Origin of the sequence: Pontimicrobium aquaticum (assembly GCF_005047595.1) — a bacterium.
GTDB lineage: Bacteria > Bacteroidota > Bacteroidia > Flavobacteriales > Flavobacteriaceae > Pontimicrobium > Pontimicrobium aquaticum.
Genome location: NZ_SUPL01000001.1, coordinates 30,264 through 51,386, shown reverse-complemented (window position 1 = coordinate 51,386; position 21,123 = coordinate 30,264). Strand labels below are relative to the sequence as shown.

General features: G+C 31.4%; 27 protein-coding genes and 1 pseudogene. 13 read left to right on the top strand and 15 right to left on the bottom strand.

The window, feature by feature from the left end; all coding sequences use genetic code 11:
- Positions 1-34 precede the first annotated feature (34 nt).
- Entirely contained in the window at positions 35-487 is a 453-nt protein-coding gene (locus tag E5167_RS00255) for an RrF2 family transcriptional regulator (protein ID WP_136839843.1), read from the bottom strand.
- A 96-nt stretch (positions 488-583) separates the two neighbouring features.
- A complete protein-coding gene (locus E5167_RS00250; RefSeq protein ID WP_262709572.1) occupies positions 584-790 on the bottom strand; it encodes a single-stranded DNA-binding protein in 207 nt (68 codons plus the stop codon).
- A gap of 111 nt (positions 791-901) precedes the next feature.
- Here E5167_RS00250 and E5167_RS00245 point away from each other — a divergent pair, with 111 nt between their 5' ends.
- The 3 genes from E5167_RS00245 (at position 902) to E5167_RS00235 (ending at position 2,590) form a co-directional block, all read left to right on the top strand.
- A complete protein-coding gene (locus E5167_RS00245) occupies positions 902-1,360 on the top strand; it encodes a mobile mystery protein A (RefSeq protein ID WP_136839841.1) in 459 nt (152 codons plus the stop codon).
- Positions 1,351-1,947 (top strand): mobile mystery protein B, encoded by a 597-nt coding sequence (locus tag E5167_RS00240; RefSeq protein ID WP_136839839.1) that lies wholly within the window; start codon positions 1,351-1,353, stop codon positions 1,945-1,947. Before E5167_RS00245 ends, E5167_RS00240 begins: the two co-directional genes overlap by 10 nt.
- Positions 1,948-2,176: 229 nt before the next feature.
- A complete protein-coding gene (locus E5167_RS00235; RefSeq protein WP_136839837.1) occupies positions 2,177-2,590 on the top strand; it encodes a hypothetical protein in 414 nt (137 codons plus the stop codon).
- A 339-nt stretch (positions 2,591-2,929) separates the two neighbouring features.
- Here the strand turns inward: E5167_RS00235 and E5167_RS00230 are convergent, their stop codons facing one another.
- The 6 genes and pseudogenes from E5167_RS00230 to E5167_RS00210 form a co-directional block, all read right to left on the bottom strand.
- Entirely contained in the window at positions 2,930-3,262 is a 333-nt protein-coding gene (locus tag E5167_RS00230; protein WP_136839835.1) for a single-stranded DNA-binding protein, read from the bottom strand.
- Positions 3,249-3,449: a helix-turn-helix domain-containing protein gene (locus tag E5167_RS15350; protein ID WP_169301343.1), complete on the bottom strand. Its 201-nt coding sequence runs from the start codon at positions 3,447-3,449 to the stop codon at positions 3,249-3,251. The genes E5167_RS00230 and E5167_RS15350 overlap by 14 nt, the downstream gene beginning before the upstream one ends.
- Before the next feature lie 82 nt (positions 3,450-3,531).
- A pseudogene (locus E5167_RS00220) lies at positions 3,532-3,702 on the bottom strand (single-stranded DNA-binding protein); the annotation flags it as partial.
- Positions 3,703-4,186: 484 nt separating this feature from the next.
- Positions 4,187-4,597 carry a hypothetical protein gene (locus E5167_RS00215; protein WP_136839830.1) on the bottom strand — a complete coding sequence of 137 codons (411 nt, stop codon included), beginning with the start codon at positions 4,595-4,597 and terminating at the stop codon, positions 4,187-4,189.
- The gene (locus E5167_RS15345; protein ID WP_169301342.1) at positions 4,597-4,764 is read right to left on the bottom strand and encodes a hypothetical protein; all 168 of its coding nucleotides are present in this window, start codon (positions 4,762-4,764) and stop codon (positions 4,597-4,599) included. Before E5167_RS15345 ends, E5167_RS00215 begins: the two co-directional genes overlap by 1 nt.
- 251 nt (positions 4,765-5,015) lie before the next feature.
- Positions 5,016-5,954, bottom strand: a complete 939-nt coding sequence (locus tag E5167_RS00210) for an IS1595 family transposase (protein WP_136839828.1) — start codon at positions 5,952-5,954, stop codon at positions 5,016-5,018.
- An 82-nt stretch (positions 5,955-6,036) separates the two neighbouring features.
- Between E5167_RS00210 and E5167_RS00205 the strand changes: the two genes are divergently transcribed.
- The 7 genes from E5167_RS00205 to E5167_RS00180 all read left to right on the top strand — a co-directional run bounded on the left by E5167_RS00205 (position 6,037) and on the right by E5167_RS00180 (position 9,805).
- Positions 6,037-6,243 (top strand): hypothetical protein, encoded by a 207-nt coding sequence (locus tag E5167_RS00205; protein ID WP_136839826.1) that lies wholly within the window; start codon positions 6,037-6,039, stop codon positions 6,241-6,243.
- A 190-nt stretch (positions 6,244-6,433) separates the two neighbouring features.
- The gene (locus E5167_RS00200; protein WP_136839824.1) at positions 6,434-6,958 is read left to right on the top strand and encodes a hypothetical protein; all 525 of its coding nucleotides are present in this window, start codon (positions 6,434-6,436) and stop codon (positions 6,956-6,958) included.
- Positions 6,959-7,270: 312 nt separating this feature from the next.
- The gene (locus E5167_RS00195) at positions 7,271-7,501 is read left to right on the top strand and encodes a hypothetical protein (protein ID WP_136839822.1); all 231 of its coding nucleotides are present in this window, start codon (positions 7,271-7,273) and stop codon (positions 7,499-7,501) included.
- A gap of 137 nt (positions 7,502-7,638) precedes the next feature.
- Positions 7,639-7,800 carry a hypothetical protein gene (locus E5167_RS15340; protein WP_169301341.1) on the top strand — a complete coding sequence of 54 codons (162 nt, stop codon included), beginning with the start codon at positions 7,639-7,641 and terminating at the stop codon, positions 7,798-7,800.
- An 82-nt stretch (positions 7,801-7,882) separates the two neighbouring features.
- Positions 7,883-8,677, top strand: a complete 795-nt coding sequence (speB, locus tag E5167_RS00190) for an agmatinase (RefSeq protein WP_136839820.1) — start codon at positions 7,883-7,885, stop codon at positions 8,675-8,677.
- A 12-nt stretch (positions 8,678-8,689) separates the two neighbouring features.
- Entirely contained in the window at positions 8,690-9,040 is a 351-nt protein-coding gene (locus E5167_RS00185; RefSeq protein ID WP_136839818.1) for a hypothetical protein, read from the top strand.
- A 57-nt stretch (positions 9,041-9,097) separates the two neighbouring features.
- Positions 9,098-9,805 (top strand): GIDE domain-containing protein, encoded by a 708-nt coding sequence (locus E5167_RS00180; RefSeq protein ID WP_136839815.1) that lies wholly within the window; start codon positions 9,098-9,100, stop codon positions 9,803-9,805.
- Position 9,806: 1 nt separating this feature from the next.
- On the opposite strand, the gene E5167_RS00175 is transcribed toward E5167_RS00180, so the two are convergent.
- Positions 9,807-10,274 (bottom strand): CBS domain-containing protein, encoded by a 468-nt coding sequence (locus E5167_RS00175; RefSeq protein WP_136839813.1) that lies wholly within the window; start codon positions 10,272-10,274, stop codon positions 9,807-9,809.
- Between the two features lie 100 nt (positions 10,275-10,374).
- Between E5167_RS00175 and E5167_RS00170 the strand changes: the two genes are divergently transcribed.
- On the top strand, positions 10,375-12,666 hold the full coding sequence (locus tag E5167_RS00170) for a M28 family peptidase (protein WP_136839810.1): 2,292 nt from the start codon (positions 10,375-10,377) through the stop codon (positions 12,664-12,666).
- A gap of 67 nt (positions 12,667-12,733) precedes the next feature.
- Complete coding sequence (locus tag E5167_RS00165) at positions 12,734-13,447, top strand: tetratricopeptide repeat protein (protein WP_136839806.1); 714 nt, start codon at positions 12,734-12,736, stop codon at positions 13,445-13,447.
- A 70-nt stretch (positions 13,448-13,517) separates the two neighbouring features.
- Here the strand turns inward: E5167_RS00165 and E5167_RS00160 are convergent, their stop codons facing one another.
- The gene (locus tag E5167_RS00160; protein WP_136839804.1) at positions 13,518-15,581 is read right to left on the bottom strand and encodes a M13 family metallopeptidase; all 2,064 of its coding nucleotides are present in this window, start codon (positions 15,579-15,581) and stop codon (positions 13,518-13,520) included.
- Between the two features lie 90 nt (positions 15,582-15,671).
- Positions 15,672-16,205 carry a hypothetical protein gene (locus E5167_RS00155; protein WP_136839801.1) on the bottom strand — a complete coding sequence of 178 codons (534 nt, stop codon included), beginning with the start codon at positions 16,203-16,205 and terminating at the stop codon, positions 15,672-15,674.
- Positions 16,206-16,326: 121 nt separating this feature from the next.
- Between E5167_RS00155 and E5167_RS00150 the strand changes: the two genes are divergently transcribed.
- Complete coding sequence (locus E5167_RS00150) at positions 16,327-17,280, top strand: NAD-dependent epimerase/dehydratase family protein (RefSeq protein ID WP_136839799.1); 954 nt, start codon at positions 16,327-16,329, stop codon at positions 17,278-17,280.
- On the opposite strand, the gene E5167_RS00145 is transcribed toward E5167_RS00150, so the two are convergent.
- From E5167_RS00145 to E5167_RS15335, 4 genes are all read right to left on the bottom strand, one after another.
- Positions 17,277-18,737, bottom strand: coding sequence for a M24 family metallopeptidase (locus E5167_RS00145; RefSeq protein ID WP_169301340.1), 1,461 nt, complete (start codon positions 18,735-18,737; stop codon positions 17,277-17,279). The genes E5167_RS00150 and E5167_RS00145 overlap by 4 nt on opposite strands.
- Before the next feature lie 273 nt (positions 18,738-19,010).
- Positions 19,011-19,208, bottom strand: a complete 198-nt coding sequence (locus tag E5167_RS00140; RefSeq protein WP_136839794.1) for a hypothetical protein — start codon at positions 19,206-19,208, stop codon at positions 19,011-19,013.
- Between the two features lie 92 nt (positions 19,209-19,300).
- Complete coding sequence (locus E5167_RS00135) at positions 19,301-20,881, bottom strand: TlpA family protein disulfide reductase (RefSeq protein ID WP_136839792.1); 1,581 nt, start codon at positions 20,879-20,881, stop codon at positions 19,301-19,303.
- Between the two features lie 86 nt (positions 20,882-20,967).
- Positions 20,968-21,114 carry a hypothetical protein gene (locus E5167_RS15335; RefSeq protein ID WP_169301339.1) on the bottom strand — a complete coding sequence of 49 codons (147 nt, stop codon included), beginning with the start codon at positions 21,112-21,114 and terminating at the stop codon, positions 20,968-20,970.
- Positions 21,115-21,123 lie beyond the last annotated feature (9 nt).

Below are 21,123 nucleotides of genomic sequence, written 5' to 3'. Positions count from 1 at the left end.
GATTGCTAATTTTTTGATAAAATAAATCTATCATCTATAACGCCTCAAAATCTTTCAATGAAATAATAATCTTATCGGAATTTTTTATCTCATTGGCAAATTGGTTAATTGTTTTATCTCTAAAATCTTTCATTATTTTTTTCTTAAAAGGAGCAATAGTAAAATGTAAAGGACAAGGGTTATCGTCACTGCACTCAGCAAGCCCTAAAAAACATTGGTCAAAACGTTCAGGATTATCTATGCAAACAATAATATCCCAAACTCTTTTTTTTGTGTTTATCTGGTTTAAATAAAAACCACCATGAGGGCCTTTAGTAGAAGATACAATATCACTTTTATTAAGTTTCTGTAATAATTTTGCTAAAAATGGTTTCGGTATTTCTAAGGTTCCAGCAATATGTTTGACGCCTAGTTTTTTTGTTTCACTAGAAAACATGGCTAAATATAAGGTAGCCCTAATGGCAATTTTGGTAGCGTTTGTTAGCATAATAGGTTATATAAACCAAATATAACACTTTCATTGTAACGGTAGTCTAAAAAATAAATCAGCTTCCATTTGGAAGCTGATTAAAAGTTTTAGAGTTTATTTTCCTAACATGAGTAATTCGTTACATACAACTTCGGTAATGTAGCGTTTGTTTCCATCTTTGTCATCATAACTTCTTGAGGTTAGTTTACCTTCTATAGCAACCTCTTTTCCTTTGGTAACATATTTCTCAACAATCTGAGCTGTTTTTCCCCAAGCAACGACATTGTGCGTTGCGCCTTGGGAAGAAAAACTTGCTTTTATGAAAAGTCTGTTAAAAACATTTTTGTCAGGCTATATAATTACAAATAATTTTTTTAAGTCAGTATAAAGACTTACTTTAGTATTTTAAAAGTCAGTATAAAGCCTTTCGATATGAATAAAAAGAAACTACAATTAGAACAATTAGACCGTAAGATAAAAGGATTCTCAGAAGCAACTAAGGTTACGCCACCTGGAACTGGTTGGGTAAAAGCTGTAAGGTTGTCTTTGGGTATGTCTTTACAACAATTAGCAAACAAGCTATCTATTACCAAGCAAAGCGTTCAAGAAATTGAAAAAAGAGAAAAAGAAGGAAACATCACGCTTAAAAGTTTAAAAAAAGCAGCAAATGCTTTAGATATGAAATTGGTCTATGGTTTAGTGCCAAATGATGGTACTTTAGATGCTTTAATAGAACATAAGGCAAGAGAACTAGCAATAAAAATTGTATCGAGAACTTCTAACAATATGAAGCTTGAAGATCAAGAAAATTCTGAAGAACGTCTAAAAAAAGCAATAGAGGAGCGTACAACTAATATTAAAAACGAAATGCCTAAAATATTATGGGATTAAACCTAGACTATATAGATGGTCAAACACCCATTGATGAAGACGAAAAAGAAGGTTTATTAATTGAGACTGTTTCTACAAAAGGAGAATTAGATGAATTTGAACAACTCTATATAGAAGAAGCGTTGCAGTGGATATTTGGTAAAAAATTCAAACCAGAACAAGTCTTTTCAGAAAAGTTTATTTGCGACTTGCACAGACGTATGTATGGCAATGTTTGGGCTTGGGCAGGAACATTTAGGAAAACTAATAAAAATATAGGTGTTGATTTTCATCGAATACCTATGGAACTTAAAGTACTTTGTGAGGATGCTTTATATTGGATAGAGAACAAGACTTATTCTGAAGATGAAATCGCAATACGCTTTAAGCATCGTTTAGTTAGTATTCATTGTTTCCCCAATGGAAATGGTAGACACAGCAGATTAATGGCAGATATAATAATTGAAAAATTATTTGGTAAGTCACCTTTTTCTTGGGGAGCAAGTAATCTCTCAAAAGAAGGAGTAGCACGTGCTGCTTACCTAAAGGCAGTAAAAAAAGCAGATTTAAATGATTATAAACTTTTATTAGAGTTTGCAAGAAGTTAGATAAAAAAAGAGCTGTAATTTACAGCTCTTTTTTTATTTGAATTTGTAGAGGTTTTTATTTGCTCAACATTAAAAGTTCACTACAAATGACCTCAGTAACATAATGTTTAATTTGGGTTTTTACGTTTATATCCAAAAATCTATGTTCATGTACTTTTTTTAATTTAAACAGTTTCCTTGGTTTGAAACTGTTTTTTTTACTAACTTTAATATAGAAAATCCCTCTAAAATGAATAAAACTAAAAACAGTTATTATCATGATTCAAATGCATCGTTTAATTTTCCTTGGGGAGGTTTATACTTTTATGAAGATTTTGTTATTTCCGAAATAAGTGAAGGAGTAGTTCTAGGAAGGTCTCAATTTTTGGAAGCCATGAACTTAGCTAATGACTACTTTGGAATTGAGAAACCTTATGGACTAATCAGCAATAGGGTTAATTCTTACTCAATTAATTTACCAGAATTAATGCCTATAGCAAAGAAATTTGGCGATTTAAGGTTAAATGCTGTTGTCCTCCATTCTGGAATTGGATATGAGAATTTTGAAATTGAAAAACGCTTATTAAAATTTAAAGGCGAAGTATTTTTTGATCTAGACCAAGCAGTTAATTGGATTATAAAAGAAATCAGAATTTATTTATAAGGGTAATCTTTTAGGGATCCCCAAAGAATTGAATTTATTACATATTTTGTGATGGAAGCTAATTAAACTTAAGTTTCTACTAACACAATTAATAGTTTCAACTGGTAATATGAGAGGAAACCACGTTATTAACTCGTTTTTATCTCCAAAGGTTTGAGCATATATTTGAGTTGTGTAAAAGCGACAATCAGAAACTCCTTTATTTATAGTGATTTTAATGAGTTCAAGGTAGTCCTAAACAGATTCACCATATCTATAAATCAATTTTTTTAACACTAACCTAAATAGGCCTAGTGAATCACTAGACCTATTTTCTGAGCATTTGCAACTCATAGACTACTATTTGGAAAGCATCAAAAGTTCATTACAAATAACCTCAGTAACATAATGCTTTTTACCATCTTTATCATCCCAAGAACGATTTGTTAATTTACCTTCAATAGCAATTTCTTTACCTTTGGTTACATAGTTTTCAACGACCTTAACCAATCCATTTTTAACGACAACTGGATGCCAATATGTACGCTCAACTTTGTTCCCATTTTTATCTTTATAACTATCATCAGTTGCTAAATTAAATCTTGCAATTTTACCACCATCTTCAAAAGTGATAATTTCTGGATCTTGTCCAAGTCTTCCAATAAGTTGTACTTTATTTCTAAGTGAGTTCATAATTTTCTGTTTTTAAAGGATTATAAATTCTAGGGTCATAACCCATGAATTCGATTATTTTATTTGTGTTTTCCAAAGTAGGTTTTGTAAGCCCATGTTCCCATTTATAGATTGTGGAATCGTAAACATCCAGCTCAAGTGATATTTGAAATGCTGTGTAGCTATTTGCGATTCTGTATTGTTTCAAATAATCACCGATTGAGGTCGGATTTATAGGATATCCCTTAGGCAGCGGCTTTTGGGCTTCTATTTCGATTTCGCAAATGGTCAACGACGTTGTGCCATTGCGTGTCTGTAATTTTTTCACCACTGGCATTTTTATAACTTTCGTTAGTGGCTATAGCAAATTTCGCCAATGTTTTTCCTGAGTCTAGATTGATAATTTCTGGGTCGTTCCCAAGGTTTCCAATCAACTGTACTTTGTTTCTTAATGAGTTCATAATTTTAAATTTTCGTGTTAAACAGTTAATACTATCGAGTTCTTATGTTTCGACATTACAAAGATGCGACGTCATCAAAGCATTAGTCGGTTATTACACATTTAAAATCGTTTGTAAATGTTTGTAGTCGTTTGTAAATGAATAAAGTGTTATATTTACTGGCATCTATATACAAAAGGGGACAAGAAAGAATAATGGTTTAATGAAGCGTGAAAATCGCTTTTTTTTGTGAAGTCAGACCTTTAATCCACGTTTAGAATCTACTTATTCAGAATCCAGAGCGTGAGCATCTTGCCGAATAAATCAAATTAAAGGTAATTCTATCAATGAACTCCTATTCCAATTCTACTAACATTGGAACGGTTTACTTTTTATCCTTTTTAGGAACTGACACCTTTAGAACATCGTCTAATGTGCCTTTAATTTTAAGACTGTCACCGTTTGTTTTTGGCTTGTCTTTTGGTTTGTTTTCTTTATTCATATTTCATTTAACATTCAATGACTTAATGTATACTTTGTTTAGCTTTAATCTAAACTCAATATAATGTGAGCCATCATAAGGTGTTATTTCAACATCAGCAATAACTCTAGGCTCTAATTTTATCCAGCGCACAAATTTTTTAAATAACGACATGCCTTTTGCTCCATCTAATTTAAAATCAAAATATAAGGTACATTTTTTTTCTGCTATGTAATCAAAAATTATACTACAAACAGCTTGTCTTAGAGATTTACAATAAATCGAATCTGATTGACCTAATAAGTTTACTAATGAAACTTCAGTATATTTCAGGCTAACAGTATCATCAAAAACTAATTGGTATGGCGTACGCTTTGAGCTTATGAACCTGAAGACATCGAGTCCATAAATATTTTCTCTTGTAACTACAATCATTAAATCCCTCTTACCTGTTTGTATGCGCTAACAGCTAGATTCATCAATTCTCGCTTTCTGGCAAGAGCTTTTTGAATCCTATTAACCTTTGCAGGAGAAGGGTTGTTATCTATCTTGTAAGCAATGTCATTGCTTTCAAGATAATCTGTAAGTAATTTAGTAGTCATTGTTTTAAGGTGTGTATAAAATAAACTTAATCTGCTATTAATTAGGTTCTTTTACAGCGCAAAAATACAACATTTATGCCAATTAAAAAATAAAATGAAAGATAAATACTACATTTCACTTGCATTTCAACGATTTTAACACAAAAATTATGAATTTTGAACAAAAATTTATCATGTAACTGAACTTTATTAATTAGACTTAACAAATTAATAAAAGTTACAACTAAAACAATATATGTTTTAATTATTATTTATCTGCTACAAGTTAATCTCTTATAACTCAAAATACTCTCACTATCTACCAAAAACTTTTCAAATCTTTCTTGACTTGTCAAAGAACGTGTGTTAAAACGTGCGCTAAATTCATCTAGGTAACGTTCTAAATGCTTTTCGCTTACTTGGTGGTAGATACCATATAACCCTCTTTTAAGTACACTCCAAAAGTTCTCAATAGTGTTTGTGTGAACTGAACCCTCAACATAAATACTCAAAGCGTGTTTAACGCTTTCATGTGTATAGGTTTTATGTAACTTTCTATAAACCGAAGCTTCGTCACTATAAACCGTTGAACCCTCTGGAACGTGCTTATTGATAAATGCTACCATATTATTGGCATCTGCTTTAGGAACATGCTTTAAAACAACATTTCCGTTACGCTCAATAAGTCCAACAACTATTTTCTTATCCCTAAATGGCTTACCCTCATTAGTTAGGTTTTTGTCCTCGAAAGAACGTCTTTTACTAATATGCTTGTTGCTTTCTTTTCCGCCAATATACGCTTCGTCAACTTCTACCATATTGTTTTCGCCCAACATTTGCGGAGCTTTCTCTTTTAGCATTTCTCTAATTCTGTGCAATACAAACCAAGCTGTCTTTTGAGTAATTCCCAAATCGATTGCTAATTGTACTGAACTAATCCCTTTTTTATGTGTGGTTGCTAAATAGATGGCTGCGAACCATATTCTTAAAGATATTTTAGAATTATGAAATATTGTGCCAACCTTAACCGTGAACTTTTTATAACACTCGTTATTAGCACACTTGTAACCTCTATTAGTTGTATATACTCTCTCACTATCACAATGAGGGCAAACAGGCTTACCGTTCCAACGAATTTGAGCATAGTATTCTAAACAAGTGCTTTCTTCCTTGAAGTAATCTAATAACTGTGGTAGAGATTTAAAGTTCATAATTTCTTTGTTTTACTATGCAAATATAGCCGAATATATTGACATATACAAATTATTCCGAATATTTTTGTAGTTTTGTAATATGACTACATATAAAGAGAGGAAAGAAAATCAATATAACTATGTGCTTGTTAAAGACGACATAGTTATAGCTACGTTTGGAAACTTAAGAAAGATTACAGAGTTTATAAAAGATGAGAACTTTCCTAGTTATTGGACTTTGGTTCGTAAGAAAGAATATCCTATCTTAGCTAGCGAATGGAAAATATTTAAGGTTAAACATTATTAATTATTTGTAATCAATCTAAATAACATCACTTAAACACATATAAATATTAAATGATATGTATTTCATCGTAAAAGATAAACACTTTAACGATTATATGTAAATTTTACTACTTTCCTTTTGACATTCTCTTGTGTTTGTTTACTTTTGAGTATATATTCATCCTAATTATGTAGGGTAAAAGAGAATTGAAATGACTTCTAATGAATTATTACTTGAGGGGCTTTTAAAAACTAAAGATGAATTAAACATCATTAGGGATAGGCTAGATGTTACTATTAAGAATATACTCGTTGTAATTCAAGAGAATGATATCGCTAAGAATTATTCTAAAATTACAAATCCAGAAAAAATAAAAGAAATAAAGATTAAAAATCTTTTTAACGAATCTGAAGCAGTTAAAAATTTTCCTTCATTAGCTAGAAAGGATAAACAACTATTGTGGTTATTTGAAAATTATTTGGGGCGTGGAACTAAACTTCATGATGTTCAATATCATATGAACATGTTAAGTGGGAGTGTAAAAAGGATTGATAATGTAGCTAGAAGATTGAAAAAGCAAGGAAAATTAGTTGTAGTGAAATACAATGGGGCTAACAATCTTAGTTTTTGGGGGCTTCCAGAGTGGGTTTTAAGTAATGATTTTAAACATGAATACAAGCCAAAAGAGAAATATTTACCTATAGATATAAATAAAAAAGAAGTAGTAAGAAAGTAAAAAAGCATCCTTTGTATGGATGCTTAATTTGTGTGTTTCCTGTGAAACTGTGTAAAAAGCAATACTTCCTTTGTGAGGAAAGTAACTTTAATAAGCAGTTTCTATTAAAAGTAATCTTTTAAGACCTGCGAATATATACAGGTTGAAAGTTAAGTTAGACTTCGCTTCATTAACGAATGAACTAAACACTCCAAAAAGATTATAATTAAAAACGTCAAGATTCGTACTCTTGGCGTTTTTTCATATAACAAAGTTAAGAAATTTAATTCATATATTTGATAAAAATACGAATAAAGTGCTTTAATCGTAAACATGAATAAAAGAATTTCTAAATTTTACGTGTCTGTAAGCGAAAACAAAGTGTTATTTGTTGCTACAAATTTATCAGAGCTATTAAGAAAAATGCGAAGTATTGAGCCTTACTTAAAGAGTAATTCATTTTACGAAAAAGCATTTAAGAAAAGTAACATCTTATATTATACAAATGAAGTAAGTCGAAAAAAATATACTTTCCAAAAAATATTAAACGACAAAATCAACTAATCTTAAAAACCACCATTAAACAAGATATTATAGCAACTATAATAAGTGCTACTATTACATGGTCTGCGTAATTCTTTGGTTCTTTTTCTTCCATAACTTCTAATCAAGCAAATTTATCTAAATTTACATTTAACTAAATGAATAAGACGCAAAAAGAACAAGGTATGCATCAAGCACCCTTTGAGGGCTGTGCTAATAAATTCTTATTTCCATTACTTTTTATAGTCGCTGCTATTCTAGTGTTGGTAGTATTTTTTGGACTTGTTATTGGTTTGTTTAGAGATTTGTTTAATGTTTAACCAAAGAGAATCGGATTAAAGCATCTTGTCCCTCTTTGTATATAGATGCCTATTTACTGAGTAAATTACATCTCAGTTAAAAATGTTAAGACTAATAGGAATTCCTTACGACGCTAATTCTTCTTATAAAAAAGGTTCTGCTTTAGCACCAGAGCACATCAGGCTGATGGATGAAGAAGGTTCAGCAAACAAATTTTGTGAACAAGGAAAAGAAATTATTGAAAATGTAAACTACAAAGATTGTGGCGATATAGCATTTACTAAAACGGATGCTGCTTTTGCTTATAATAAAATAAAAGAAACTATAAGTAATGAATTAAAGGATGGAAGTAAAATTATTAGTTTAGGTGGCGACCATTCTATTTCATTTCCTGTGATTGAAGCGTTTTCTAAAAAACATCAAAACCTTAATGTGTTGCATTTAGATGCGCATGCCGATTTGTATGATAATTTTGAAAATAATCCATACTCACATGCGTCTCCTTTTGCAAGACTCATGGAAAGAGGTTGTATTAATTCCTTAACTCAAGTAGGAATTAGAACGTTTAATACACATCAAAGAGAACAAGCAAAACGTTTTGGGGTGAAAATTATTGAAATGAAAGATTTTAATACAGATTTCATCAATTCGCTAGAATCACCTTTATACATTTCATTGGATATTGATGTGCTTGATCCAGCATTTGCCCCGGGAATTTCTCATCATGAGCCTGGAGGAATGACTACCAGACAGTTGCTAAATATTATTCAAAATATAAATGTACCAATTGTAGGAGCAGATATTGTAGAGCTAAACCCAAAACGAGATATAAATAATGTAACTGCCATGGTTGCTTATAAATTATTTAAAGAGCTAGCTTCAAAAATGATAAATTAAACTATGTAGATAATGAAAAGAGAATGTCCAGAATGTGGCGACAAAATAGTGGGTCGCATTGATAAAAAATTTTGTAGTGATGCATGCAGAAATTCTTATAACAATAGGGTTAATAAGGACAGTAAAAATTTAATACGAAACACGAACAATCGATTACGTAAAAACTACAGAATTCTTGAAGAGCTAAACCCTGAACAAAAAACAAAAACGTCTAGAGGCAAATTGATAGAAAAAGGATTCGATTTTAATTATTTTACGAGTATTTATACAACCAAAGCTGGAGCTATTTACTATTTCGTGTACGATCAAGGCTATTTGCCTTTGGAGAATGAGTACTATGCCTTAGTAAAGCGCGATTCTTAGAATTTGTAACATTAACGTGAAGTCATATACTAATATGTTACACGCCATACCATTACTATGATACTTCTTGCAAAAAACGACTTAATAATTATCCTTCCAATACTAATAGTAGTTATTGGAGCTGTAATTTTTCTATCTCATTATTTCTCAATAAAACAAGTTGTTTTAAGAAAACTGTCTAAAATACCTTTTAAATCTACAGGAGGCATAAAAACCAATGAGCTTGCAAAAGTAAGTGGGAAAGCCTTACACGTTAAAGTCCCCTTAATTGCACCATTAAGCGGAAGGAAATGCGTGTTTTACACCATTAAAATTGAAAAGCGTGTTAGTACAGGTAAAAGCTCGCATTGGAAAACAGTAATAGATGAAGAAAAAACGCAGGAGTTTTTTATCGAGAATCGTGGTGATTATGTTATAGTTAGACCAACGCAATCACCAAAAAACTATAAAAGTTATTTAGTAAAAGATGTAAAAACATCATCAGGAGCTTTTAATGATCCAACACCAGAATTCGAATCTCTGTTAAAACAATATAATATTGATCCAGTCAGCTTTTTAGGTTTTAATAAGTCGCTTCGTTATAAAGAGGGTGTAATTGAAATTGGCGAGAAAATAACTGTTGCAGGAATTGCTAAATGGAAAACATTAAGTGAGTCAATTCCAGAATACCCTTATTCTAAAATTGCAGAATTGGTAAGTACTGAAAAAGATAAATTACTAATTACCGACTTACCAATAGAAAATAAACGAAAAGATAGATTTTAGTTTATTTCCAGTTATGACCTTTAAGTTTAATGGCTGCTTTTAAAATATCTTTTTGACTAATTTGACCAACTAATTTTCCGTTTTCTACAATAGGAAATCGTCGTCGTTTAGATTCTAAAAACTTATTAGCTGCATCAAATACATTCATGTTACCATCAATAGTTTCTACATCTTTTATCATGTGGTTTTCTACAGTGCTACTTTCTAAAGGCATATTATAATAGCGACTTTTACTTATTTGTTTAATACAATCACCTTCAGATATAATACCAATTAACTCATTGTTATCATTAACAACAGGACCACCTGAAATCTTATATTTTATGAGTGTGTCTATCACTTCCTCTATAGATTGATTAGGCTTAAACGTAATTAAGTTTGTGGTCATGTAGTCTTTAACTGTAATGTGTGCTGTGTCAATAGTATTTTGTTGATCTCGTCTAGAGCCTTGAAAACTTTTAATTGCCATGATATTTAATTTAACAGTTGAGCTTTAATTTACTAAATTTTAGTGACTTATGCTAAATGGAATTTTTACTACTTTTATACAAACCGGTAATTTTTCCAAAATGATTAAAAAAGCAATTTCACTATTATTACTAATTGTAGCTGTTTATTGGAGTTTTTTAGCAATGATGCCCCAAAGCATATCCAATTTAAACACTGATGAAAACCAATTTTCAACCCAAAGAGCTTTAGTTCATTTAAAAGAACTCACTAAAGCACCGCATTTTGTAGGTAGTGAAGAGCATGAAAATGTTAGAAACTATATTGTTAATGAGCTTAATCAACTTGGGTTAAAAGCTAAAATACAAGAAGGCTATTCTTTGCGAGACTGGGGGAATTTATCAAAACCTAAAAATATTATAGCCAAAATAGAGGGTAGTAATAATTCAAAAGCATTGCTGCTATTGTCACATTATGATAGTGCACCTCAAGCTTCTTTAGGAGCCAGTGATGCAGGATCAGGAGTGGTAACAATATTAGAAGGTGTTAGAGCTTTTTTAGCCAATGGAACTCAACCCAAGAACGACATTATTATTGTAATAACTGATGCCGAAGAATTAGGACTTAATGGCGCAGATATTTTTGTAAACCGACATCCTTGGGCAAAAGATGTTGGTTTGGTATTAAATTTTGAAGCTAGAGGTAGTGGTGGTCCAAGCTATATGCTTATGGAAACCAATGCTGGGAATGCTAATTTGATGAAAGGTTTTGTTGAGGCTAATCCTCAATATCCTGTGGCAAATTCATTAGCCTATAGTATTTATAAAATGCTGCCAAACGATACTGATTTAACTGTGTTTAGAGAAGATGGCGATATTGAAGGATTCAATTTTGCTTTTATCGGTGATCATTTCGATTACCATACTTATATGGATAATTATGAGCGATTGGATAGAAATACTTTAGAGCATCAAGCGTCTTATTTAATGCCTTTACTAAGTTACTTTTCTGAAGCCGACTTAAGCAACCTAAAAACAGATGTGGATTACATCTATTTTAACGTGCCACTATTTAAAGTGGTAATGTATCCTTTTTCTTGGATTTGGCCAATGTTGATTCTCGCGTTGGTTCTTTTTGGAGGGCTAATTGCTTACGGAATTAAAAAAGAACGACTTAATGTTAAGCTAATGCTTAAAGGGTTTGTGCCCTTTTTAGTGGCATTAATCACTAGTGTTTTAGTTTGTTATTTACTTTGGGAGTTAATGCTTGTGTTATATCCAGAGTACAGTGAAATGCTCCATGGGTTTACCTATAATGGTTATACTTATATATTAGCTTTTGCTTTTGTAACATTAAGTTTGTGTTTTTGGGCTTATAATAAGTTTAAGCAAGAGAGTGTTGCTAACACATTAATTGCACCAATAACTATTTGGTTAGTAGTTTGCTTGTTCGTGGCTATGTACTTAAAAGGAGCAAGTTTTTTTATTGTACCAGTGTTTTTTGCGCTAATTGCCTTGTATGTTACAATAAAACAGAATGAGCCAAACCTCTATTTATTAGCACTTTTATGTTTCCCTTTGTTGTTAATTTTTACGCCATTTATTAAGATGTTCCCTGTAGGCTTAGGTTTAAAAATGCTAATCTCGGTAGGAGCATTAGGAGCTTTAATATTTGGACTTTTGTTGCCAGTTTTAGGGTTTTTAAATCATAAAAAACGATGGTCAAGAATTTCGTTTATGGTAGCATTAATAGTACTAATTGTGGCACATTTTAACGCATCATTTAATGAAGAACAACCAAAGCCAAATAGCTTAGTGTATGTTTTAAATGCTGATAACAATACTGCAAATTGGGCAACTTATGATAGTATGCTAGACACTTGGACTAAAAACTTTATAACGGAAGAAACTGATGTGAATTCAAACGAAAACACCTTTAGTAGCAAATATAATTCAAGATTTACTTATACAGCCGAGGCAACTATAAAACACATTCCAGATTCAAAAGTTACCATAAGTAAAGACACTATCATAGGTGATTTAAGACATATTGAAATGTCTATTGTTCAACAAAGAAGCATTAATAAATTTGATTTATATGCTAAAAGTGAAGTTAAGTTTAAAGACTTTAAAGTAAATGGTGTTGAAGCATATAAAGAAACTGCAGATGGCTTTGCCTTTGAAATGAGAAGGGGCAATAGGCTCTTTAGTTATTTCGTGTCTGATAATGACTCGTTACACCTTGATTTCACTGTTCCAAAAAATCAAAAAACCCAAATACAACTCTATGAGTCATCTTTTGATTTATTGACAAATGAGCTGTTTACAATTCCAAAAAGAACTAAGGAAATGATTCCAAAACCATTCATTTTAAATGATGCCATAATTGTTACTAAAACTATAGACATTAACTAAAATTTAGTCTTTGGCATACCTATTGTTTCACTTAATTGTTTAGTTTTGAACCCTTAAATAATTACAAATGAAAAAAGTTATAGGAATTTTATTATTAGCAATTACATTTCAGGCTACTGCTCAAAGTAATTCTGAGTTGCTAAAGCATTATGAAGCATATTATGCACAAATGAAGAAACAAGGAGATATGCAAGGTGTAATTAACGCGTTAACACATTTAAATGTATTAGCACCTAACCAAGCTAGAATTGATACTCTAGCTGTATTGTATATGAATGGAGGAAAGCATATGCAGGCTTTAAACACTATTGGAATTGATACAAATGTAAACGATTCTAATATGGCTGTTGAAGTTAAGGCAGTAAGTTTACAAGCTATAAACCAACCAGAGCAAGCTCTTGTACATTTTGAAGAATTGTTTAAAAGAACGCCAAATATTATGATAGCTTATGAAATGGCAGATCTTAAAATTCAAATAAATGATATTGCTGGAGCCACTGCTAATATAGAGTATGGTCTTGCAAATTCTAAAGACGATGAAGTACGTACTTATTACGACTCTCAAAGACCTTACCAAGTGCCAGCTAAAGCTGCATTTACATATTTAAAAGGTCTTGCTAAATTTAAACTTAATCAAAATGATTTAGATGGTGCTATTGCCATTTTAGATGAGGCTATAGCTTTAGCTCCTAATTTTAATATTGCATTAGTAGGTAAGCAAGCATTAGAGGCTAGAAAAAATCCTCCTGCTCCTGCTCAAGCAACTAAAAAAGATAACTAAAACCTCCAAAGTTTAGATAACAAAAAAGCAGCTCATTGAGCTGCTTTTTTATTATTGATTGTTGGTATAATTACCAAATACGAACTCTCTTTTCTGGAGCTAAATACATTTTATCACCTTCTTTAATATCGAACGCTTCATAGAAAGCATCAATATTCTTTAAAGGTTGTATTGCTCTGTATAATCCAGGAGAATGAGTATCTGTTTTAACCTGTGTTCTTAAGGCATCTTGTCTAATTAATGTTCTCCATACAGTTGCCCAACTCATAAAGAAACGTTGTTCAGGTGTAAAGCCATCAATGTTTTCTGGACGACCGTTTCTTTCGAAGTTTAATTGTAAGCCATCGTAAGCTCCAAGTAAACCTCCTAAATCACCAATATTTTCTCCTAGAGTGAATTTACCGTTTATAAAAACGCTATCCATAACTTCAATAGCACTATATTGTTCCGCTAAAGCATTACCTCTTTTAGTAAACTCTTCTAGGTCTGTATCTGTCCACCAATTTTTTAAATTACCATCGCCATCAAATCTTGATCCAGAATCATCAAAAGCATGTGAAATCTCGTGTCCAATTACAGCGCCAATACCACCATAATTCACAGCATCATCTGCTGTATAGTTGTAAAAAGGAGGTTGTAATATAGCTGCTGGAAATACAATTTCGTTATTTAATGGGTTAAAATAAGCATTTACTGTTTGCGGAGACATTCCCCATTGTGTTTTGTCCACAGGCTCATCTATTTCAGATAAATTTTTATCCGTTGCCCATTTACCAACAGCCATCATATTTTCGGCATAACTATTACCCTCTTTTACCATCATTTCTGAATAGTCTTCCCATTCGTCAGGATAAGCAATTTTTACTGTAAACTTATCTAGCTTTTCAATGGCTTTGGTTTTTGTGTCTTCACTCATCCAATCTAACTTTTTAATTCTATTTTGAAACGCTGTAATTACATCAGCAATCATTTTCTCAGCTTTTTCTTTGGCCTCTGGCGGAAACTTTGCTTCAACGTATAATTGCCCAATAGCTTCACCAACTGAGCCATTAACTGTTTGTAAAGCTCTTTCTTCTGCTGGTCTCATTTTTTTTGCACCACTTAAGTATTGTGCATAAAATTCCCAATTGGTTTTTCCCATATCTGTTGTTAAATATCCAGAATTGGATCTAAGTGTATTCCACGTCATTAATGTTTTGATATCCTCAATAGAAGTTGATGTTAAAAATGCATTTAGAGCTTTCATATATTCAGGTTGCATCACATTAACTTTAGATAAAGTTTTGGTGATACCCATATCTACTATAAATTTATTCCAGTCAATAGCAGGAGTTAGTTCTTGTAGTTCAGCTACTGTCATTGGATTATTATAATTTCTAGCATCCCTCATAGCTACTTTGTCCAATCTTGGCTCAGCCAATTGTGTTTCTAATTCTAAAATTTTGCTAGCAGTGGCTTTTGCTTTACTTTCGTTATAATCTATATATTGAAACATTTTTGCAACAAAATTTACATATTCGTCGCGAGTTTCTTTAGACTTTGTATCCTGTAATAGATAGTATTCACGTTGTAAACCTAGACCTCCAGGGAATACCCAAGCCACATTCATACTGCTATTATTCATGTCTGGATTTGCACCAAGACCAGCAAAAGGAGCTCCAACGCCTAATGTACTGGCGTAAATGGTTTGCATGTCCTTTAAATTGTTAATGCTGTTTATTGCATCTAGTAGAGGCATTAATGGTTTAATTCCAGCTTCATTTCTGGCAACAGTATCTAACTCACTTTCAAAAATTAATAAAGCCTTTTTTTGGTCACTTCCCTCAGAGTACTTTCCTAATTCTTTTGATGTTTTAATAATGTTAAGTACATCTTCGTCGGTAGATTTTCTTAATACTCCAAATCCTCCCCAACGAGTTCTATCGTCTGGGATGGTGTTAGTTTTCATCCAATTACCGTTTACGTAATTGTAAAAATCATCTTTAGGGCTTACGGAAGTATCCATATTTTCAAGAATAATTCCAGGAATTTTTTCTGCTTCAGCAGTGTCATTTTTTGAATCCTCTTTGCATGCATTAAGTCCAATTAAGACAAACATACTTGTAAAAAGCAATTTAATTTGATTGATTTTCATTTTGAATAGTATTTATTTATTTACAATTTACTTATTATTTAGAAGCCTGAAAACTTTTTTTGTTACACTATAACATAAAAATAATAATAATTAAGGCTTAATAATGTTTTGTGATGCTTTTTCAATGACTTTATTTATTTGATAAATAAAATTATTTTGAGCCAAAAGTAATCTTTCAATATCCTTAAGAATAGCTTCTTTGGTTGAGCTTTGAAGGTTTATTGTTTCGTCAAATTTATACATGGCAGTTTCTAAAACAGAAAGTCTGACTAAAATAGATGGTTTATTAAGAGATTCTGGAACTTCATTTTTAAGATCAGTAATAAACCCTTGTAAAACAGCTTTGTCATCTTTAAAAAAGGAAAGTGTGCCGCTTTTTAGATTTTCAATTTCAGTTTCTAAGGTTTTAAATTTTGTCCAATCATTCACTTTTTTTCTTGCTAAATTACTAAGTACAAATTCGGTATAATTTATTGTGTTAATATCTTGTGGCGTGATTTTTACTAGTTCGGTTGTAGTTTCTTGCTCTTGTTTTGTGTCGTTGTCTGGTTCTTTACAATGAAAACTAAGACTTAGTATTAAAACTAAAACTAAGCGAGAGGTTATTAGATTAAATTTAGACATACATATAAAACTTATAATCACACAAATATATTGTTAAAGCAGCATTGTAAAAAAGTTTTACTTGTTATTTTCAAACTATGCTGAAAAACTTATTATTTTTGATTTTGATTAAACTTAAATAATGACATCAAAAATTTTAATTATTGGCGCTTGCGGACAAATAGGCTCTGAACTAACAGCTAAGCTAAGATCTGAAGTAGGAATCGACAATGTAATTGCAAGTGATATTTCTAAAAGTAATTTAGAAGTTGTCAACTCTGGACCATTCGAAATTATTGATGCTAAAGATTTTGCTGCCATTAAAAATAATGTTGTAAAACATGATGTAGATACAGTATATTTAATGGCAGCAATGCTTAGCGCAACAGGAGAAAAATACCCTGAAAAAGCTTGGGATTTAAATATGACGTCTTTATTTAATGTGCTGAATCTTGCGAAAGAAAAAATAATTAAAAAGGTTTTTTGGCCTTCAAGTATAGCTGTATTTGGATCTACCACACCTAAAAAAAACACGCCTCAATATACAATAATGGAGCCAACCACAGTATATGGTATTACTAAACAGGTAGGTGAGCGTTGGTGTGAATACTATTTTAAGAATTACGGAGTAGATGTACGTAGCGTGAGATATCCTGGAATTATAAGTTGGAAAACGCTTCCTGGAGGTGGTACCACAGATTATGCGATAGACATTTTTCATAAAGCAATTTCGGAAAAACATTATAACTGTTTTTTAAAAGAAGATACCGAATTGCCAATGATGTTTATGGACGATGCAATTAACGCTACTATTGGTTTAATGAATGCTAAATCCAAAGATGTACAAATTAGATCATCATATAACCTTGCAGCAATTAGTTTTACGCCAAAGCAACTAACCGAATGTATAAAAAAGTATATTCCAGAGTTTACCTTGTCAAGCAACCCTGATTTTAGACAAAAAATAGCAGATTCATGGCCAAATTCTATTGACGATACTCAAGCGAGAAACGACTGGAATTGGCAGCACAAATTTGATTTAGATGCTATAGCAAAAACAATGATAGAGCAATTGAGTAAAAAGCTAGTCTCTTAGTTTCTTTTTAGTGGTAGTGATTTAGCAGGTCTAAATTCGGTTAGACCTTTTTCTTTGATTGTTTTTTCAACATCACTTATTTTTGTTGGCACAAATGCACTTAGATTTTCAACACCTGTTTCGGTGACAACAGCAACATCTTCAATGCGAATATATAAGCGTTCTTCGGGAATCCATATCATTGGGTCAATGGTAAAAACCATTCCAGGTTGTAATACTACATTGCCTCTAACTCGTCCAACATCATGAACTGCCATACCAACAGGATGTTGAAAATGACCTCTAAACTCTATGCCTTTTTCTACAGCTTTTAAATGCTCAGGTTTTTCAAATGTTTTTCCAACTAAATATTTTTTCATGTCTGCCGCAGCTTTATCTAAAACGTCATTAGCTGTTGTTCCTGGTTTAATATATCTAAATAGGGCATCTCTATATTCTATGATAAATTCATACAATGCTGTTTGAGCTTTATTAAATTTTCCATTAACAGGCCAAATTCTAGTAACATCGCTCGTATAATTATGATAATCGGGAGCATAATCCATTAACACTAAATCGCCATCGTTTAGTACATCGGTTTTTCTAAAATAATGTCCCATAAAGGCATTGGTGCCACCACCAATAATAGCAGGATAACCATCGCCTTGCGAACCATGTTGATAAAACACATATTTGGCTGCAGCATCTAATTGATACTCGTAAACTCCTGGTTTGGTCGATCTCATAGCCTCTATAATTGCGAGTCCAGCAATTTCTGTTGCTTTTCTAATAACCTCAATTTCTTTTTTGCTTTTTATTAAGCGCATGGAGTCTAAAAGAGGCGATAAGTCTTTGATTTTAAATTCAGGAAACCGTTCATTTATTAGTTTAATAAAGCGAGCTTCTCGAGTGGTTTGCGAATCCCAAGGGTCAGCCGCTGCTCGAGCATAACCATGTAATATCTCATCTCTACTATCATTTCCTGTTTCTGCTGGACTAAAAGGTGTATATAGAACTGGTGTACTTCCTTTGATAAGTCCTGTTCCAACTAAGTCATTTCCAAGAAACTCTACTGCGCGAACATGATCTACACCTGTTAATTCTTTGACTAAATCTGCGTCTTCGACCGATAGGATTTTGCCTTGACTTTTTTCCCTGCCTTCTTCTCTATGAGGTAAATATAGTGTGGTGCTTCTATTTTTTCCATTTAATAATAAGTAGGCGTGTCCTTCTTCAAGACCACATAAATAGTAAAATGTGTTACTTTGTCTAAACACTTTAAAGCCAGCAACACTAGGCGCACTTTGTATAAGTGCAATGGCATTGTTTCCTATCTCGTTAAATATTTTGGTTCTTCTAGCTTGAAATTCTTCTATTAGAAAATCTGTTTGGTAATAGTGTTTTTCTTGGGCAAATAAAAAGGATTGACACGAAACTAAAAAGGCTAAAACTAGAAAGCGGATTTTTAAGGATTGCATAATAAAGCAGTTTGGTTGGTTAATGAATACGAAACTAATGGTTTTGCTATGTGACAATTTAAGAATATTTAGCTGAATATGTAAGGGGAAAGAACAATTAAAACCATTATATTGCTCTTTGCAAGCCTTATTTATTTTAATCCTAGGGTAGTGGTAGTGCATTATAAGTTTGGTTATGGCATTATGTTTTTAGGTAAGACATTACTTGATGCCTTGAATGTAAGAAATGAAAGAAAAGGAGAGTCTAAACTCTCCTTTTTTAACTAGATTTGTCTAATTGCAAGACCATGTTGTTGAATGCTGTGTGTTTTGGTTACACCAGCTTTCAGATTTACAAATATATGATGGGATATAGCAAAGATACCCTGTCGGGCATAGTTCTTCTTCACTACATTCAGCTTCATAACCTCCATTAATTTGTTTTTGTTGAGCTTTGGTTAAAGCTTTTCCTAAGTTTAATAAATTTTTCATAATTAAAAATTTTAAATAATTGTAAAAGCCTTGATCATTTAGAGATACTCACAGTTTGTGTCTGCCCTTCGCGAAAGGATATGTTCTGGAGCCTAGTTAATTCTAGGCTCTTTTTTTATTTTCTCGATTACTTTTTTAAAATTAAGACTATCTGATGGTCTAGGAGCATTGTTTAATAATACTTTGTTATCCTTGTCTAGGATTACATATTTAGGAACTGAAATCATTCCATTTTTATTTACCTTTAGATATTCAAGGAGTTTTGATTTGGTTGAGTTAAATACCCTATATTGTTTTTTATTAGTTAAATAAGATTTAAGTTCAAATGATTTGTTAATCCATTTGTCTATGTCAGAATCAATTGAAATATAAATCCATTCAATATCATATGATTTATCTAAATTTTCTTTAATGTCCTTTGAATTAATTATGTCCTTTATACAAGGGTTGCACCAGCTAGCCCAAAAATCTATGATCTTGATTTTTTCTTTATTTTTTTTAAGAGCATTCTCGATTGCAATGGAATTTCTCTGTAAGGTCTGTAAAGTATCTGTTTTTAATTCCCTTGGTATTTCAACATTAAATAATTCTAAATCATTTTCGATATCAGTAATAGCTTTCTTATAAGTTGGATTAAGAGAGTCATTTTTATAATTTTTGATAAAGTCTTTGAGGTGAGAAGTATTTGTCAAGTCTTGGCCAAATCCTTTTTTGAAATAATCAGAAATTAATTTGCCGACAGCAAATTTAGCAATTTCAGGATCCAAATTTTCTTTAATATAAGTTATCTCTTTTTCAAAATTTTCTTTTGTATAATCTAAATATTCGTGATTTGCAAAGTAATGTCTTATATACGCAACTAAGCTTCTTTTAAAATAATTATTACTTAAGAACTCCGGTTTATTAAAGTCGCTTATTTTGACATTGTCGAAGTAATCATCAAGATTAATAATGTTTTTTTCAATTGAACTTGGGTTATTTTCAATAGTGGAAACCAAACCATTAATATCATTTACATAACTATCAGTTATTCCACTGCTTATGGATCTTGGGGCTATTAAATTATATAAATATTCAAACTTTAATTCCGCTTCTACTTGGTTTATAAATTCTTTAGAAACATTTGGAAATTGATTTATATAATTTTTAAAAAAGAGAGTTCTTTTACTATATAATTTCTCACAATTTGTTTTATAATCGACAATATTAGTATATTTTATTTTAGACCATTGTGTTTGTGTACTATCTAGAGCTGAATAAAAATTATAATGAGGTGCGTTTTTTCCCTCAAAAAATAATTTTCCATTTTTAAAAGAGACTTTTAAAGTATCCCCTGGTGTAAATAATGCTGAAGTATTAAAAAGTGTATTTCCAAACATCATTATTTCCATTAATTGGGGTGTTTCAATACCATTTAATGTAATGATTATTGAATCCTTATTTGATTTATTTATTAAACCTTTATGATTTTCACCATTAAAATTTTTGCGATCTAAAACATTTAAATATTTAAATGCTTTCTCATCATCTGTTGTTCCTATTATGTATATGGTATTGGATGAATTAATTTTTTCTATTTCTGTTAATTCTATGCTTTTAGATTCTTTGCTATTACAAGAAGTGAATAGTAAATAAGATATTAAAAGAAATATTTTTAGAGCTAGATGTTTCATTATTTTAGTAAAAAGAAATACTGTTTATTTTTAAATTTAAATAAAAATACTTAGTTGTTTTTAACAACTAAGTATTTGATGATTAATTAACATCCGTCTCCAGCACAAACACAGGTGCCAGAGAATCCTCCTAAATTTGTACAAGCCCAAGTAGTAGTCCCAGACTCACAATTAGGAGCATTTATAACAGGTTCTCCTTCGTTACAATGTTGCCCAATTTCCTTCAGACTCATAACCACCAT

Coding starts and splice junctions, on each gene's coding strand:
- E5167_RS00255 (WP_136839843.1), bottom strand. CDS start 487: ATGCTAACAAACGCTACCAAAATTGCCATTAGGGCTACCTTATATTTA.
- E5167_RS00245 (WP_136839841.1), top strand. CDS start 902: ATGAATAAAAAGAAACTACAATTAGAACAATTAGACCGTAAGATAAAA.
- E5167_RS00240 (WP_136839839.1), top strand. CDS start 1,351: ATGGGATTAAACCTAGACTATATAGATGGTCAAACACCCATTGATGAA.
- E5167_RS00235 (WP_136839837.1), top strand. CDS start 2,177: ATGAATAAAACTAAAAACAGTTATTATCATGATTCAAATGCATCGTTT.
- E5167_RS00230 (WP_136839835.1), bottom strand. CDS start 3,262: ATGAACTCACTTAGAAATAAAGTACAACTTATTGGAAGACTTGGACAA.
- E5167_RS00215 (WP_136839830.1), bottom strand. CDS start 4,597: ATGATTGTAGTTACAAGAGAAAATATTTATGGACTCGATGTCTTCAGG.
- E5167_RS15345 (WP_169301342.1), bottom strand. CDS start 4,764: ATGACTACTAAATTACTTACAGATTATCTTGAAAGCAATGACATTGCT.
- E5167_RS00210 (WP_136839828.1), bottom strand. CDS start 5,954: ATGAACTTTAAATCTCTACCACAGTTATTAGATTACTTCAAGGAAGAA.
- E5167_RS00205 (WP_136839826.1), top strand. CDS start 6,037: ATGACTACATATAAAGAGAGGAAAGAAAATCAATATAACTATGTGCTT.
- E5167_RS00200 (WP_136839824.1), top strand. CDS start 6,434: ATGACTTCTAATGAATTATTACTTGAGGGGCTTTTAAAAACTAAAGAT.
- E5167_RS00195 (WP_136839822.1), top strand. CDS start 7,271: ATGAATAAAAGAATTTCTAAATTTTACGTGTCTGTAAGCGAAAACAAA.
- E5167_RS15340 (WP_169301341.1), top strand. CDS start 7,639: ATGAATAAGACGCAAAAAGAACAAGGTATGCATCAAGCACCCTTTGAG.
- speB (WP_136839820.1), top strand. CDS start 7,883: ATGTTAAGACTAATAGGAATTCCTTACGACGCTAATTCTTCTTATAAA.
- E5167_RS00185 (WP_136839818.1), top strand. CDS start 8,690: ATGAAAAGAGAATGTCCAGAATGTGGCGACAAAATAGTGGGTCGCATT.
- E5167_RS00180 (WP_136839815.1), top strand. CDS start 9,098: ATGATACTTCTTGCAAAAAACGACTTAATAATTATCCTTCCAATACTA.
- E5167_RS00175 (WP_136839813.1), bottom strand. CDS start 10,274: ATGGCAATTAAAAGTTTTCAAGGCTCTAGACGAGATCAACAAAATACT.
- E5167_RS00170 (WP_136839810.1), top strand. CDS start 10,375: ATGATTAAAAAAGCAATTTCACTATTATTACTAATTGTAGCTGTTTAT.
- E5167_RS00165 (WP_136839806.1), top strand. CDS start 12,734: ATGAAAAAAGTTATAGGAATTTTATTATTAGCAATTACATTTCAGGCT.
- E5167_RS00160 (WP_136839804.1), bottom strand. CDS start 15,581: ATGAAAATCAATCAAATTAAATTGCTTTTTACAAGTATGTTTGTCTTA.
- E5167_RS00155 (WP_136839801.1), bottom strand. CDS start 16,205: ATGTCTAAATTTAATCTAATAACCTCTCGCTTAGTTTTAGTTTTAATA.
- E5167_RS00150 (WP_136839799.1), top strand. CDS start 16,327: ATGACATCAAAAATTTTAATTATTGGCGCTTGCGGACAAATAGGCTCT.
- E5167_RS00145 (WP_169301340.1), bottom strand. CDS start 18,737: ATGCAATCCTTAAAAATCCGCTTTCTAGTTTTAGCCTTTTTAGTTTCG.
- E5167_RS00140 (WP_136839794.1), bottom strand. CDS start 19,208: ATGAAAAATTTATTAAACTTAGGAAAAGCTTTAACCAAAGCTCAACAA.
- E5167_RS00135 (WP_136839792.1), bottom strand. CDS start 20,881: ATGAAACATCTAGCTCTAAAAATATTTCTTTTAATATCTTATTTACTA.
- E5167_RS15335 (WP_169301339.1), bottom strand. CDS start 21,114: ATGAGTCTGAAGGAAATTGGGCAACATTGTAACGAAGGAGAACCTGTT.